Annotated in this window: 11 protein-coding genes; 4 read left to right on the top strand and 7 right to left on the bottom strand. The window is 71.9% G+C overall.

Translation table 11 applies throughout. The features are described 5' to 3' along the window. Positions 1–60 precede the first annotated feature (60 nt). Positions 61–3,210 (top strand): efflux RND transporter permease subunit, encoded by a 3,150-nt coding sequence (locus ACH4RG_RS12775; RefSeq protein ID WP_398539483.1) that lies wholly within the window; start codon positions 61–63, stop codon positions 3,208–3,210. A gap of 61 nt (positions 3,211–3,271) precedes the next feature. Here the strand turns inward: ACH4RG_RS12775 and ACH4RG_RS12770 are convergent, their stop codons facing one another. Further along, positions 3,272–3,466 carry a DUF397 domain-containing protein gene (locus ACH4RG_RS12770; RefSeq protein WP_397916450.1) on the bottom strand — a complete coding sequence of 65 codons (195 nt, stop codon included), beginning with the start codon at positions 3,464–3,466 and terminating at the stop codon, positions 3,272–3,274. Then, positions 3,463–4,290 carry a Scr1 family TA system antitoxin-like transcriptional regulator gene (locus ACH4RG_RS12765; RefSeq protein ID WP_397916449.1) on the bottom strand — a complete coding sequence of 276 codons (828 nt, stop codon included), beginning with the start codon at positions 4,288–4,290 and terminating at the stop codon, positions 3,463–3,465. Before ACH4RG_RS12765 ends, ACH4RG_RS12770 begins: the two co-directional genes overlap by 4 nt. A gap of 149 nt (positions 4,291–4,439) precedes the next feature. On the opposite strand from ACH4RG_RS12765, the gene ACH4RG_RS12760 reads away from it, so the two are divergent. Then, positions 4,440–4,739, top strand: coding sequence for a hypothetical protein (locus ACH4RG_RS12760; RefSeq protein WP_398539482.1), 300 nt, complete (start codon positions 4,440–4,442; stop codon positions 4,737–4,739). Between the two features lie 31 nt (positions 4,740–4,770). Here the strand turns inward: ACH4RG_RS12760 and ACH4RG_RS12755 are convergent, their stop codons facing one another. Both ACH4RG_RS12755 and nadA read right to left on the bottom strand, forming a co-directional pair. Then, positions 4,771–6,987, bottom strand: coding sequence for a tetratricopeptide repeat protein (locus tag ACH4RG_RS12755; protein WP_398539775.1), 2,217 nt, complete (start codon positions 6,985–6,987; stop codon positions 4,771–4,773). Between the two features lie 291 nt (positions 6,988–7,278). After that, positions 7,279–8,466 (bottom strand): quinolinate synthase NadA, encoded by a 1,188-nt coding sequence (gene nadA / locus ACH4RG_RS12750; protein ID WP_397916446.1) that lies wholly within the window; start codon positions 8,464–8,466, stop codon positions 7,279–7,281. A gap of 264 nt (positions 8,467–8,730) precedes the next feature. On the opposite strand from nadA, the gene ACH4RG_RS12745 reads away from it, so the two are divergent. Beyond that, positions 8,731–9,087 carry an iron-sulfur cluster assembly accessory protein gene (locus tag ACH4RG_RS12745; protein WP_007451212.1) on the top strand — a complete coding sequence of 119 codons (357 nt, stop codon included), beginning with the start codon at positions 8,731–8,733 and terminating at the stop codon, positions 9,085–9,087. A gap of 111 nt (positions 9,088–9,198) precedes the next feature. Here the strand turns inward: ACH4RG_RS12745 and ACH4RG_RS12740 are convergent, their stop codons facing one another. Beyond that, positions 9,199–10,635, bottom strand: coding sequence for a hypothetical protein (locus tag ACH4RG_RS12740; protein ID WP_397916445.1), 1,437 nt, complete (start codon positions 10,633–10,635; stop codon positions 9,199–9,201). Positions 10,636–10,828: 193 nt separating this feature from the next. After that, complete coding sequence (locus tag ACH4RG_RS12735) at positions 10,829–11,026, bottom strand: hypothetical protein (protein ID WP_398160937.1); 198 nt, start codon at positions 11,024–11,026, stop codon at positions 10,829–10,831. Between the two features lie 156 nt (positions 11,027–11,182). Here ACH4RG_RS12735 and ACH4RG_RS12730 point away from each other — a divergent pair, with 156 nt between their 5' ends. Next, positions 11,183–12,157, top strand: a complete 975-nt coding sequence (locus ACH4RG_RS12730) for a carbohydrate kinase family protein (protein WP_397916443.1) — start codon at positions 11,183–11,185, stop codon at positions 12,155–12,157. Here the strand turns inward: ACH4RG_RS12730 and ACH4RG_RS12725 are convergent, their stop codons facing one another. Beyond that, complete coding sequence (locus ACH4RG_RS12725) at positions 12,158–13,549, bottom strand: cysteine desulfurase/sulfurtransferase TusA family protein (protein WP_397916442.1); 1,392 nt, start codon at positions 13,547–13,549, stop codon at positions 12,158–12,160. Positions 13,550–13,629: the final 80 nt, after the last annotated feature.

The raw sequence follows: 13,629 nt of genomic DNA, 5'->3' as shown, positions 1-13,629 counted from the left end.
TCCCTGACGTTTCCCCCTCCCCGCCCTCTGCCGCTTACGCCACAGAAGAGAGACCCACCCATGTCCTGGCTGTCCAGATTCAGCCTCGCGCAAAGGGCCCTGATCGGGCTGATCTCGATCGTCGCGCTGGTCTTCGGCGCGATAGCGATCCCGCAGCTCAAGCAGCAGCTGCTGCCCACCATCGAACTGCCGATGGTCTCGGTACTGGCGCCCTACCAGGGTGCGTCTCCCGATGTGGTCGAGAAGCAGGTCGTCGAGCCGCTGGAGAACTCCCTCAAGGCCGTCGACGGCGTCGAGGGCATCACCTCCACCGCCAGTGAGGGCAACGCCCTCATCATGGCGACCTTCGACTTCGGCGACGAGGGCACCAAGCAGCTCGTCGCGGACATCCAGCAGGCGGTCAACCGGGCCCGCGCCCAGCTTCCCGACGGCGTCGACCCGCAGGTCATCGCCGGTTCCACGGACGACATCCCGACCGTGGTCCTCGCCGTCACCTCCGACAAGGACCAGCAGGTCCTGGCCGACCAGCTCGACCGCACGGTCGTCCCGGCCCTGGAGGACATCGAGGGCGTCGGCCAGGTCGCGGTGGACGGTGTGCGGGACCTCCAGGTCTCCGTCGTCCCCGACGACAAGAAGCTCGCCGCGGCCGGCCTGGACGCGGGCACGCTCGCCCAGGCCCTCCAGGCGGGCGGCGCCACGGTCCCGGCCGGCTCCTTCTCCGAGTCCGGCAAGAGCCGCACCATCCAGGTCGGCGGCTCCTACACCTCGCTGCAGCAGATCGAGGACCTCCAGGTCGTCGCCAAGGACCCGGCGGGCGGCGCGCCCGGAAAGCCGGTGCGCCTCGGCGACGTCGCCGAGGTGAAGCAGGAGCCGTCCACGGCGGTCTCCATCACCCGCACCAACGGCAAGCCGAGCCTCGCCGTGATGGCGACGATGGACAAGGACGGCAGCGCCGTCACCATCTCGGACGCCGTCAAGGACAAGCTGCCCGACCTCCGCAAGGACCTCGGCGAGGGCGCGGAGGTGACGGTCGTCTCCGACCAGGGCCCCGCCGTCTCCAAGTCGATCTCGGGCCTGACCACGGAGGGCGCGCTCGGCCTGGTCTTCGCCGTCGTCGTGATCCTGGTCTTCCTCGCCTCGATCCGCTCGACGCTGGTCACCGCGGTCTCCATCCCGCTCTCGATCGTCCTCGCGCTGATCGTGCTCTGGACCCGCGACCTGTCGCTCAACATGCTCACGCTCGGCGCGCTCACCATCGCCATCGGCCGGGTCGTCGACGACTCGATCGTGGTCCTGGAGAACATCAAGCGTCACCTCGGCTACGGCGAGGAGCGCCACGCGGCGATCATCACCGCAGTCAAGGAGGTCGCCGGAGCGGTCACCTCCGCCACGCTCACCACCGTCGCGGTCTTCCTGCCCATCGGGCTGGTCGGCGGCATGGTCGGCCAGCTCTTCGGCTCGTTCTCGCTGACCATCACCGCGGCGCTGCTGGCCTCTCTGCTGGTCTCGCTCACCGTCGTCCCGGTGCTGTCGTACTGGTTCCTGCGCGCGCCCAAGGGCACCCCCGAGGACGCGGCGGAGGCCCGCCGCCTCGCGGAGGAGAAGGAGGCGGCCAGCAAGCTCCAGCGGATCTACGTCCCGGTCCTGCGCTTCGCGACCCGCCGCCGGGTCACCAGCCTCGTCATCGCCGTCGCCGTGCTCCTCGGCACCTTCGGCATGGTCCCGCTGCTGAAGACGAACTTCTTCGACGCCGGCGAGCAGGAGGTCCTGACCGTCAAGCAGGAGCTGACGCCCGGCACCAGCCTGGAAGCCGCCGACGAGGCGGCCCGCAAGGTCGAGAAGGTCATCGAGCAGGACAAGGGCGTCAAGGACTACCAGGTCACCGTCGGCTCCTCCGGCTTCATGGCCGCCTTCGGCGGCGGCACGGGCGCCAACCAGGCCTCCTACCAGGTCACCCTGAAGGACGCCGCGGACTACGAGAACGCCCAGGACCGCATCGACGAGGCCCTCGGCAAGCTCGACGGCATCGGCGACACCACCATCGCCGCGGGCGACGGCTTCGGCTCCCAGGACCTGAGCGTCGTGGTCAAGGCCGCCGACGGCGACGTCCTGAAGAAGGCCGCCGAGGCGGTCCGCGCCGAGGTCGACACCATCAAGGACGTCACCGACGTCCAGAGCGACCTGGCGCAGAGCGTCCCGCGCATCTCGGTCACCGCCAACGACAAGGCGGCCGCCGCCGGATTCGACTCCGCCACGCTGGGCGGCATCGTCGCCGGAGCCGTACGCGGCACGCCGGCCGGCACCGCGACGCTGGACGACACCGAGCGCGACGTCGTCATCCGGTCCTCCACCCCGGCCGCCACCATGGCCGAGCTGAAGGCCCTGCCGCTCGGCCCGGTCAAGCTCGGCGACATCGCCGACGTGGAGGTCGTCCCCGGCCCGGTCTCGATGACCCGGATCGACGGACAGCGCTCGGCGACGATCACCGCCAAGCCCGTCGGCGACAACACCGGCGCGGTCAGCACCGATCTCGCCAAGAAGATCGACGCCCTGGACCTCCCGGAGGGCGCCACCGCCACCATCGGCGGCGTCACCGAGGACCAGAACGAAGCCTTCGCGCAGCTCGGCCTCGCCATGCTGGCGGCCATCGCGATCGTCTTCATGCTGCTGGTAGCGACCTTCCGGTCGCTCGTCCAGCCGCTGATCCTGCTGGTCTCCGTCCCGTTCGCGGCGACCGGCGCGCTGGCCCTCCTGCTCATCACGGGCACCCCGCTGGGCGTCCCCGCGATGATCGGCATGCTGATGCTCATCGGCATCGTGGTCACCAACGCGATCGTGCTGATCGACCTGATCAACCAGTACCGCGCCCAGGGCCTCGGCATCGTGGAAGCCGTCATCGAGGGCGGCCGCCACCGCTTCCGCCCGATCCTGATGACGGCACTCGCGACCATCTTCGCCCTGCTCCCGATGGCGCTCGGCGTCACCGGCGAGGGCGGCTTCATCTCGCAGCCGCTGGGCGTCGTGGTGATCGGCGGCCTGATCAGCTCCACGCTGCTGACCCTGCTGCTGGTGCCGACGCTGTACGCGATGGTCGAGCTCCGCAAGGAGCGCCGCGCCAAGAAGAAGGCGGCCAAGCGCGCCGCGAAGACGGGCGTACCGGACCGTGCCGAGCCGGAGGAGGCCCGCGAGGCCGAGTCCGCGAAGGCCTGACACGACGGAAGGGGCCTGTCCCACGCGGGTGCGTGGGACAGGCCCCTTCCGCGTTTCCCGCCTACTTGACCGAGGAGATGAACGCGTCCCAGGCGGTGGCCTGGAGGACGAGTGCGGGTCCGGTGGGGTTCTTGCTGTCGCGTACGGGGACGATCCCGGGGAAGTCGTCGCTGATCTCGACGCATTCGCCCCCGTTCGTGTTGCTGTAGCTGCTGCTGCGCCAGGTGGCGGTGCTCAGCTCGGGGGAGTGGGTCATGGTCGGTAGCCCTCCATCGCGGTACGGATTCGATCCGCCGACTCGCCCAGCGTGAGGGAGTTGGCCCGCAGCACGTCGTACTGCCGCCGCCACTTCTTCACCGCGACCGGGTCTTCGTAGAGATGACCGGCCTGGATGCCTTCCTCGTACGCCACCGAAGTGCCATCCGGCAGAGTCAGCAGAGTGAGCGCGCCACCCAGCAACGAGTGCGGCCCCGCACTGAACGGCATCACCTGCACTTTACTGCTCGGCGTGTCCACCTGCTCCAGCAGCGAAGCCAGTTGCTCGCGCATGCACTCAGGGCTGCCGACCTGCCGCCGCAGCACCGCCTCGTCGATGATCGCCCAACGGAGCGGTGGATTGTCCGAACGCAGCCGCGCCTGCCGGGACATCCGCGCGGTGACACGGTCCTCGACCTGTTCGGGGCTCAACTCCTCCTGGCAGCGGAGCAGGCCCCGCGCGTACTCCTCCGTCTGCAACAACCCTGGCAACGCCTGCGCCCCGTACTGCTCTATCACCTCCGCCCGGAACTCGAAGTCCATGTACCGCTGGTACTGGTCCGGGTGGATCTCCCGCCGGGCCAGCTCGTAGAGCCCGTGGAAGTGCTTGTCCGTCCCGAAGGCGATGTCCAGGCGGCTCGGGATGTCCGGCGGCGGCATCAACTCCGCCGTCTCGATGCGGCCCAGCGTGCTCTTGCTGGAGTTCACGATGCCCGCGAGCTGGACGAGGGACAGGCCCGCCCGCTCGCGGTGGCGGCGCTGCTCGGAGCCGAAGTAGTGGCGGGCGGACACATAGGGCGTGAGGGGCTGGGGCTTGAACGTCACGGTGCGTGCCTTTCGTGTGTCCCGTTCCCAAGGCCGGGACAGCTTCGCTCTGTTGAGGTCAGGTTCCTCAGGGCGACGATTGCGGCACACACCGTAATCGCCCTTTCGTGCCGTGCACCAGAGGGCCTTCTCCGGAGGTAGCGACCGAGATGATGTTCGACGGCAAGGGCCGGGCCCTGCGACTGCTCCAGTGGACCAACGACTTCGGGGGGCCGTGCTGGCTCAGCACGACGGACCCGGGCAGTCGCGTCTCCCGGATGGCGGACGAACTGGAGGCCGCCATGATCGCCTCGGCCGAGGAAGTGCTCTCCGAGGCGCGGGAGTTGCTGGCGGAGTCGGCGGTGGGGGAACGGGAGCTGCGGTTCGCGGGCGCCCGGCTCGCCGAGTCGCTGGGAGACACCCTGCGGATCGCGGCGAGCCGGGGCGGGCGGCTGGAGAGCGCCGACTGACGCCCGTCAGTCGGCGGGGTGCGCGTGACCCTCAGGCCTCCCCGCCCAGCGCCTGAATGATCCGGTGCCACGACTTCACCCGCTGGTCGGGGAGCCGGGCGCTGAGGGCCGCCGTCTCCCGCACCAGCCGGGCCCGGGTCTCCTCGGAGGCCTTGTGCAGGAGCGCGGACAGGTCGTCCGGCTCGAAGCCCTCGGTGGCCCCCGCGAGGACCAGGGCCACCTGTGCGTGGGCGAGCGAGGAGAGCCGGTCGCCGAAGACCTGGCCCTCGATGCCCCCGCCGTGCATCAGCGCGACGCCGTCCCCGGCCTCCAACGCCCGGTCCACGTACGCCTGGAGGGCCTCGCGGTCCTCGACGAGGCGGTAGGCGGCGTCCAGGCCGTCGGCGCGGCCGATGTCGAGCATCGCGACGTGGGCCAACGGGGTGTCGTCGGGCGGCTGGACGGTCAGCAGGCGCGGGTGCTCCTCCAGGTAGGCCCGCGACTCCGTCCAGTCCGCACACTCCAGCCACTGGGCCAACTGCTCCTGGAGGATCAGCGGATCGTAGGCGGCGGTCACCCCGTGGGCGAGGACGGCCTCACGGAGCAGGGCGTGCCGCCGCGCACCGTGCGGGTCCAGGACGGCCAGCTCGTCCAGGGCCGTCGCCGCCTCCTCGCCGCCGAGGACCTCGGCGTGCTCGGACCAGAAGTCGCGTGAGCGGGGCCAGTTGGGCGCGAACATCCAGGCGCTGACGAGGTCCAGCGTCCCCGGCGACAGGGCGAGCCAGTCCGGCACGGGCGTGAAGGTCTCGTCCTCCCAGGCCGTGTGCACCGCCGCGATGTCACCGTACGAGCGCAGCGCCTGCCGGGCCCGTACGGTCACGGTGTCCGCGCCGACGGTGCTCTCCGCGTCCTCGTCGAGCCAGTTCACCAGCTCGCTCACCCCGGTGGTGGGCCACGGGTCCGGGCAGCGCAGCAGGAAGGCGCTCCGCTCCACGGCCAGACGCCGGGCGGTCGCCGGCGCGGCCCCGGCGAACTCCTTGAGGGTCTCGTCGAACTCCTCGATCGCCGCCGCGTGCTCGCCGGTACGGGCGAGCGCCCGGGTCAGGTCGTCGAGGGCGGAGACCAGGGAGGTGTCGGGGGCGCCGGGAGCCTCCAGCGCCAGCGACCGGTGGAGGGCCACCGCCTCCCAGAGCGCCTCCACCGCCCCCTCGGCGTCCCCGTTCAGCTCCACGTACGTGCCGAGCACCTGGAGGGAGTCGGCCAGCTCGGCCAGGGCGGCGTCCCCCTGTTCGCGCAGGAGGTCGACGGCCTCCCGCGCCGGGGGCAGGGCCTCCTGCGGGTCGCCGGTGCCGGCCAGGCTCCGGGCGAGGGTGCGCAGCGCGGCGGCGAGGCCGGGGCGGTGGGCGGCGGGGTGACGGGCGGCCTGCTCGCGGCAGAGCGCGACGGCTTCCTCCGCCGCCCGGAGGCCCGCCCCTGTGTCACCGGCCCTGTTGAGGTGACCGGCCAGGCCGTCGAGCGCCGCGGCCAACTCCGGGCGGTAGACGTCCGGTCGCCGCGCGGCGAGCGCGCGGAAGCGGCCGCACGCCTCCTGAGCCGCCTCGACCGCCCCGGAGACGTCGCTCACGGCCGCGCGGTGGTTGCCGAGGGCGTGGAGCGCCGCGGCGAGCCGGGGGAGGAAGGCCTCCGGATCCTCCTCGGCAAGGCCCCGGAGGAGGCCGACCGCCTCCTCGGCGTGGGGCACGGCCTCCACGGCCTCCCCGGTGCCCGCCAGACGTGCGGCGTAGTTCAGGAGGTACGCGGCGAGCGCCGGGACGGACGCGCCCGGCTGCTCCTCCTCGACCAGCTCGCGCTGGAGCCGCACGGACTGCTTCGCGAACGGCACGGCGGACGCCCGGTCCCCGGTGTCGGCGACCCGGTCACCCAGGGCGCCCATGGCCAGGGCCAGCTCCGCCTGGAAGTCGCCGGGGCGCTTCATGCCGAGTTCGGCGTAGATCCGCGCGGCCTCCTTCGCCGGGGGCAGGGCGCCGGTGCGGTCCCCGGCGGCGGCGAGCAGGTCCGACAGCCGGTGCAGGGCCCCGGCCAGCGCGGGCAGGCCGGTGGCGGGGTCCTCCTCGGCGGCGGCCCGCCGACCGCTCACCTCCTCCCGGGCACGCGCCAGCTCCGCACGCGCCGACACGTCGGAGGCGGCGTCGTTCTGCCGGACCTCGTGCCCCGCGCCCGCTCCCACCGGCTCGTCGCCGACGCCCGTCCCACGGTCCTCGTAACCCATACCCGCCCCATCGATCTCGCCGTTCGTGCCGATCGGCCTCATCGGGCCCCACCGGCTCCGCGCGCGAAGAAGCGCTGCGGTGAGTAGCAGCGTAGTTACGCGGTGGTGTCATCGGTCGTCGTATGGGAGAACCGACCCGACCGGAACGTTCCTGCCGGTGCGCGGTGCGCGGTGCGCGGTGCGCGGTGCACGGTAGGCCGTTACGCCGGTACATCCTCGCGTACGGGAAAGCCCCGGCACGCCGACCTGCGGCATACCGGGGCTTCTCGGTTCTCGGGGACCTGTGCGGCTCTACGGCAGCGCCAGCATCCGCTCCAGCGCGAGCTTCGCGTACTTCTCCGTCTCCGGGTCGACCTCGATCCGGTTGACCAGCTTGCCCTCGGCCAGCGACTCCAGGGTCCAGACCAGGTGCGGCAGGTCGATGCGGTTCATCGTCGAGCAGAAGCAGACCGTCTTGTCGAGGAAGGCGATCTCCTTGCCCTCCGCGGCGAAACGGTTCGCCAGCCGGCGGACCAGGTTCAGCTCCGTGCCGATGGCCCACTTCGAGCCGGCCGGGGCCGCCTCCAGGGCCTTGATGATGTACTCCGTCGAGCCCACGTAGTCCGCGGCGGCGACGACCTCGTGCTTGCACTCCGGGTGCACCAGCACGTTCACCCCGGGCATCCGGGCCCGGACGTCCTCCACCGACTCGACCGAGAAGCGGCCGTGGACCGAGCAGTGCCCGCGCCACAGGATCATCTTGGCGTCGCGCAGCTGCTCGGCGGTGAGGCCGCCGTTCGGCTTGTGCGGGTTGTAGAGGACGCAGTCCTCCAGGCTCAGCCCCATGTCCCGCACGGCCGTGTTGCGGCCCAGGTGCTGGTCGGGGAGGAAGAGGATCTTCTCGCCCTGCTCGAAGGCCCACTCCAGGGCCCGCTTCGCGTTCGACGACGTACAGATCGTGCCGCCGTGCTTGCCGGTGAAGGCCTTGATGTCGGCGGAGGAGTTCATGTACGAGACGGGCACCACCTGATCGGCGACCCCGGCCTCCGTGAGCACGTCCCAGCACTCGGCGACCTGCTCGGCGGTGGCCATGTCGGCCATCGAGCAGCCGGCCGCCAGGTCGGGCAGCACGACAGCCTGGGCGTCCGTGGTCAGGATGTCCGCGGACTCCGCCATGAAGTGGACGCCGCAGAAGACGATGTACTCGGCCTCCGGGCGGGCGGCCGCGTCGCGGGCCAGCTTGAACGAGTCGCCGGTGACGTCCGCGAACTGGATGACCTCGTCGCGCTGGTAGTGGTGGCCGAGGACGAACACCTTGTCCCCGAGCTTCTCCTTCGCGGCGCGGGCGCGCTCCACCAGGTCAGGGTCGGACGGGGAGGGCAGGTCGCCGGGGCATTCGACGCCGCGCTCGCTCCTCGGGTCGGCCTCGCGGCCGAGCAGCAGCAGCGCGAGCGGTGTCGGCTGTACGTCCAGGGGCTGGGCCGTGGTCACGTCACGCACCCTTTCTAGTCTGCGAACTCAAGGTCACTCCGCGAACGTCCGCGAAGAGCTTCGGCGAACTCGCCTTTTCGTCTATTTGACGCTATCTATCATAGCCGCTTCGTGTCACTTTGACGATGCCGATAGCGTCGATGTGACGCATCCCCCGGGTGGTCCGGTGTGCGAGCATGAAAAGGAACAGACAAGCGCTTGGCCCGGAATGAATCCGCGGGTCTGGCGGTTGAACCGTCGGCAAGCAGTCCGTACAACCCGGGAGAGAAGCAGATGTCCGTATCGGACGAGACCACCACCGTGAGCGACGGCATCCTCCTGTCCGACGCCGCCGCCGCCAAGGTCAAGGGCCTGCTGGAGCAGGAAGGCCGCGAGGACCTGGCGCTGCGCGTCGCCGTTCAGCCCGGCGGTTGCTCGGGCCTGCGTTACCAGCTCTTCTTCGACGAACGTTCGCTCGACGGTGACGTCGTGAAGGACTTCGACGGCGTCAAGGTCGTCACCGACCGGATGAGCGCCCCGTACCTGGGCGGCGCCTCCATCGACTTCGTCGACACCATCGAGAAGCAGGGCTTCACGATCGACAACCCGAACGCCTCCGGCTCCTGCGCCTGCGGCGACTCCTTCAGCTAGGCGCTGAGAGCGGGAACACACGGCGTACGGAGGCGGCCCCGGGAATCATCCCGGGGCCGCCTCCGTATGTACGTCCGTTCACATGCGCGTCCGTTCAGCATGCGCGTCCGCTCAGCCGCGGGGCACCGCACCGCCCGACGCCGCGTCGACCACCGTGCGGTCACCCAGCGGCTTCTCCAGCGTCACCGTCCGGGTCAGCTCCTTGGCGATCATGATGCAGGCCTTCTTGCCCTCCTGCGGCTTCTCCGTCACGGAGATCGCCACCTGGCCCGCGCTCTCCTTCGCGCTCGCCGTGTACGTACTGCACACGCCGCCCCAGAACGTCACCTCGAGGGTCCGCCCGTCCGCGCCGTACGACGTCACCTTCCGGTCCCCGGAGGGCGCGGGCGTCTCCGGCTTCTCGATGAACTTCGGGTCCACGGCGACCTGCGTGACCGTGTTCTCCGGTCCGCCGGGGGCCTGTCGGACCGTGAACAGCCAGGACGGCACCAGCGTCTGCCGGCCGTCCACGTAGTTCAGCGCGAGACCGAACACCGCGTCCTCGACCGTCTGCTCCACCGGTGCCCGCTTACCGTTCGACGGCACGCACTGGGGGTCCGAAGGCTTCGGCTCGCCCTGGTGCGGTACGGGAGTGGCGCAGCCGCCGACGTCCCGGTCGGCGTCGCCCTTGCCCCGGCTCGCCGCGTTCAGCTGCTTCAGCGCCTCGTCCGCACCGACCGCCGGGTAGGTGTCGCCCTTCTCCAGCGCCTTCAGATGTCCGCTGCCGCCGGTCACCTCGCCGTCCGGACCCACCTGGACACCGGTCGACCAGCCGTACGTCGGGAGCCCGTCGATCTTCGGATCGGCGTTCACCACGCGGACGTCGCCCATCAGCTGGCCCGCGTTCAGCGCCGCGTCGTCCTGCCCGGCCGCCTTGAGCACCGGGACCGCGGCCGCCTTCGCCGCCTTCTCGCTCACCGGGCCGCCGCCCGGCTCCGAGGCCCCGTTCGCGCACATCGTCCCCGGCTCACAGGGCTTGGCCGGGGTGGTGCGGGCGAACGTCCAGGTGCCCGGGGCCTGCTTCGCCACCTTCAGGAGCGCCCCGGGCCCGTCGTCGTCGCCGACCACCCAGGACGTGCCCTCGGTGCGCGGCGAGCCCGGGATGCCCAGCGCCTTCGCCAGCCGGGCGACGTCGGCCGACGCGACCGTGCCCTTCGCGTGGTGGACCGCCGCCTCGTCCGGGCCGTCCGGGAGTTCGCCCGCGGCCCGGTAGACCACGGGCGGGCCGCCCGGATCCGGTTCGCCGGGTGCGATGCCCGGGGGAGGGGTGTCGGAGGCGGCGGACGTGGAGCCGGGACCGTCGCCCACGGGGGCGTCCAGGGCCAGCGGCAGGGCCTCGCCCCGCGCCGACGAACCGCTGTCCGCCGCGCCGCCGTCGCCGGCGGTCGAGGCCCAGTACGCCCCACCGCCCCCGGCCAGCAGCACGGCCGCGGCCACCGAGGCCACCGCGAGCGGCGTACGCCGCCGCCGGGGGCCGGTCACGTCGTTGTCGGGTCGCTCGGTGCTCACCGGATCGCTCCTTCGACTGCGTTGCCGTCGCGGTGCCTGCCGCGTGTCCCCGGACGGGAACACCGGTGGGACGGAGCGGAGGAGCGTGCGGTTCCCACGGCCGGGGGGGCGACCGGGCCGCGGGAGCCGGGGGGCCTGCGGAGCCCGCACGGAAAGGCCGAAAGATGATGTCTCCGGCCCGGGCCCGCGGGGCTCAGTCGCCGTACTCGGACATCGCGTCGATCAGCCGCGCCGACGAGGGCGGGACCGTCACCCCGCTGATCAGGTGCGGCTTCACCGGGACCGGAGCGCTCTTCGCGAGCGTCTTCCAGTGCGGCGCCATCCGCGCGCAGTCACCGCGCAGTGCGGCCAGGCTCAATTCCGACTCGGGCAATGCGGTGTGCTTCGACATATCCGCACCGTAACCACGGCCGCGCTCAGGTAGAAAGCCCTACTATCGGGTAGTTTTCCCTTTTCCTGACCTTCGGCTCACCCGGTAGCGTGAACTGTCACGTCGTCCCGGAGGGCGCACTCACGGCCCTTCGCCTTCCGCAGGAGAAACCTCCCCGTGCGTATTGCAGTCACCGGCTCGATCGCCACTGACCACCTCATGACCTTCCCCGGCCGCTTCGCCGACCAGCTGGTCGCGGATCAGCTGCACACGGTCTCCCTCTCCTTCCTGGTCGACAACCTCGATGTGCGCCGGGGCGGTGTCGCCGCCAACATCTGCTTCGGGATGGGGCTGCTCGGCGCCAACCCGATCCTGGTCGGCGCCGCGGGCTCGGACTTCGACGAGTACCGCTCCTGGCTCGACCGGCACGGCGTCGAGACCGGCTCGGTCCGTATCTCCGAGGTACTGCACACCGCCCGCTTCGTCTGCACCACCGACGCCGACCACAACCAGATCGGCTCCTTCTACACGGGCGCGATGAGCGAGGCCCGCCTCATCGAGCTGAAGAGCGTCGCCGACCGCGTCGGCGGCCTCGACCTCGTCTCCATCGGAGCCGACGACCCCGAGGCGATGCTCCGCCACACCGAGGAGTGCCGCTCCCGGAACATCCCGTTCGCCGCGGACTTCTCGCAGCAGATCGCACGGATGGACGGCGAGGAGATCCGCATCCTCCTCGACGGCGCCACCTACCTCTTCTCCAACGAGTACGAGAAGGGGCTCATCGAGTCCAAGACCGGCTGGAGCGACGAGGAGATCCTCGCCAAGGTCGGCCACCGCGTCACCACCCTCGGCGCCCGTGGTGTCCGGATCGAGCGGGTCGGCGAGCCGGTCATCGAGGTCGGCTGCCCCGAGGAGGACACGAAGGCCGACCCCACCGGCGTCGGCGACGCCTTCCGGGCCGGCTTCCTCTCCGGCCTCGCCTGGGGCGTCGGCCTGGAGCGCGCCGCCCAGGTCGGCTGCATGCTCGCCACCCTGGTCATCGAGACGGTCGGCACCCAGGAGTACACCCTGCGCCGCACCCCCTTCATGGACCGTTTCACCAAGGCGTACGGCCACGAGGCCGCCGCCGAGGTCCGCCAGCACCTGGTGTGATCAGCCGAGCCGGCGGACCACATAGGCCGAGCCGCGGTCCGCCGGCTCCTCGCCCACGTACTCCTGGCCCCGCATCTCGCACCAGGCCGGGATGTCCAGCCGCGCCGCCTCGTCGTCGGCGAGCACCGTCACCGTGGCGCCCACCGCTACCTCCCCGATCACCTTTGCGAGCTCGATCACCGGGATCGGGCAGCGACGGCCCAGCGCGTCGACCACCAGGGACGCGGCGGGCCCGGGGGAGCGAGGTGCCGAGTGGGATGCTGCCGGGGCGCCGAGCCGCTCGCGCACCTCGGCGACCACCCCGGGCAGGACCTCCAGGAAACGGTCCACGTCCGCCCCGGTCGTGCCCGTCGGCAGCGACACCCGGACGTTCCCCTCCGAGAGCACCCCCATCGCCTTGAGCACATGGCTCGGAACCAGGGTGCTGCTCGTGCAGGACGAGCCGGACGACACGGAGAACTCCCGCCGGTCCAGCTCGTGCAGCAGGGTCTCCCCGTCGACATAGAGACAGGAGAAGGTGACCAGATGCGGCAGCCGCCGCTCCGGATCGCCCACCACCTCGACATCGGGCACCCTCTCGGCCACCACGGCCCGGATCCGGTCCACCAGGGCGCGCAGCCGCACGGACTCCGCCGCCGCCTCGCTCCGTGCCGCGCGCAACGAGGCCGCCGCCGCCACGATCGCCGGCAGGTTCTCGAACCCCGCCGCCCGCCCCGACTCCCGCTCCCCGGCAGGGCCCTGGGGTGCGAACCGCACCCCCTTGCGGACGGCGAGCAGCCCGACCCCGGCCGGGCCGCCCCACTTGTGCGCGCTCGCCGTCAGCAGCGACCAGCCCGCCGGGACCGGCCCCCAGCCGAGCGACTGGGCGGCGTCCACCAGCAGCGGCACCCCGGCGTCCGCACAGCGTGCGGCGACCTCGGCGACGGGCTGCTCGGTGCCCACCTCGTGGTTGGCCGACTGGAGGCAGGCCAGCGCGGTGTCCGCGCGCAGCGCCCCGCCGTACACCGCCGGGTCCACCGCCCCCGTGCGGTCCACCGGGACCTCGGTGGACGAGCCGCCCGCCGCCTCATGGGCCGCCGCCGAATGGAGCACCGACGAGTGTTCGACCGCCGAGAGGGCCAGATGGCGGCCGACACGCCGACGCCCCGAAAGGGCCCCGGCAATTCCCGCGTGCACCGCCGTCGTCCCCGACGAGGTGAAGACCAGCTCGTCGGGGCGGCAGCCGACGGCCTCCGCGGCGGCCTCCCGGGCCGCGTCCAGGAGCAGCCTGGCCCGCCGCCCCTCCCGGTACAGGCGGGCGGGATCGGCCCAGCCCTCGTCGAGCGCGGCAAGCAGCGCCTGGCGTGCGACGGGGTGCAGGGGGGCGGCGGAGGCGGCATCGAAGTAGGGCACCCCGCCACGCTAGCCCGCACCCGGCCCCACCTCGCCGGGGGCCGTTCCTCCCGGCCGGGCGAGTGGCCGTCAGATGGGGG

Source organism: Streptomyces sp. NPDC021019, from assembly GCF_044333295.1.
GTDB lineage: Bacteria > Actinomycetota > Actinomycetes > Streptomycetales > Streptomycetaceae > Streptomyces.
This window is presented reverse-complemented; position numbering and strand designations above follow the sequence as displayed.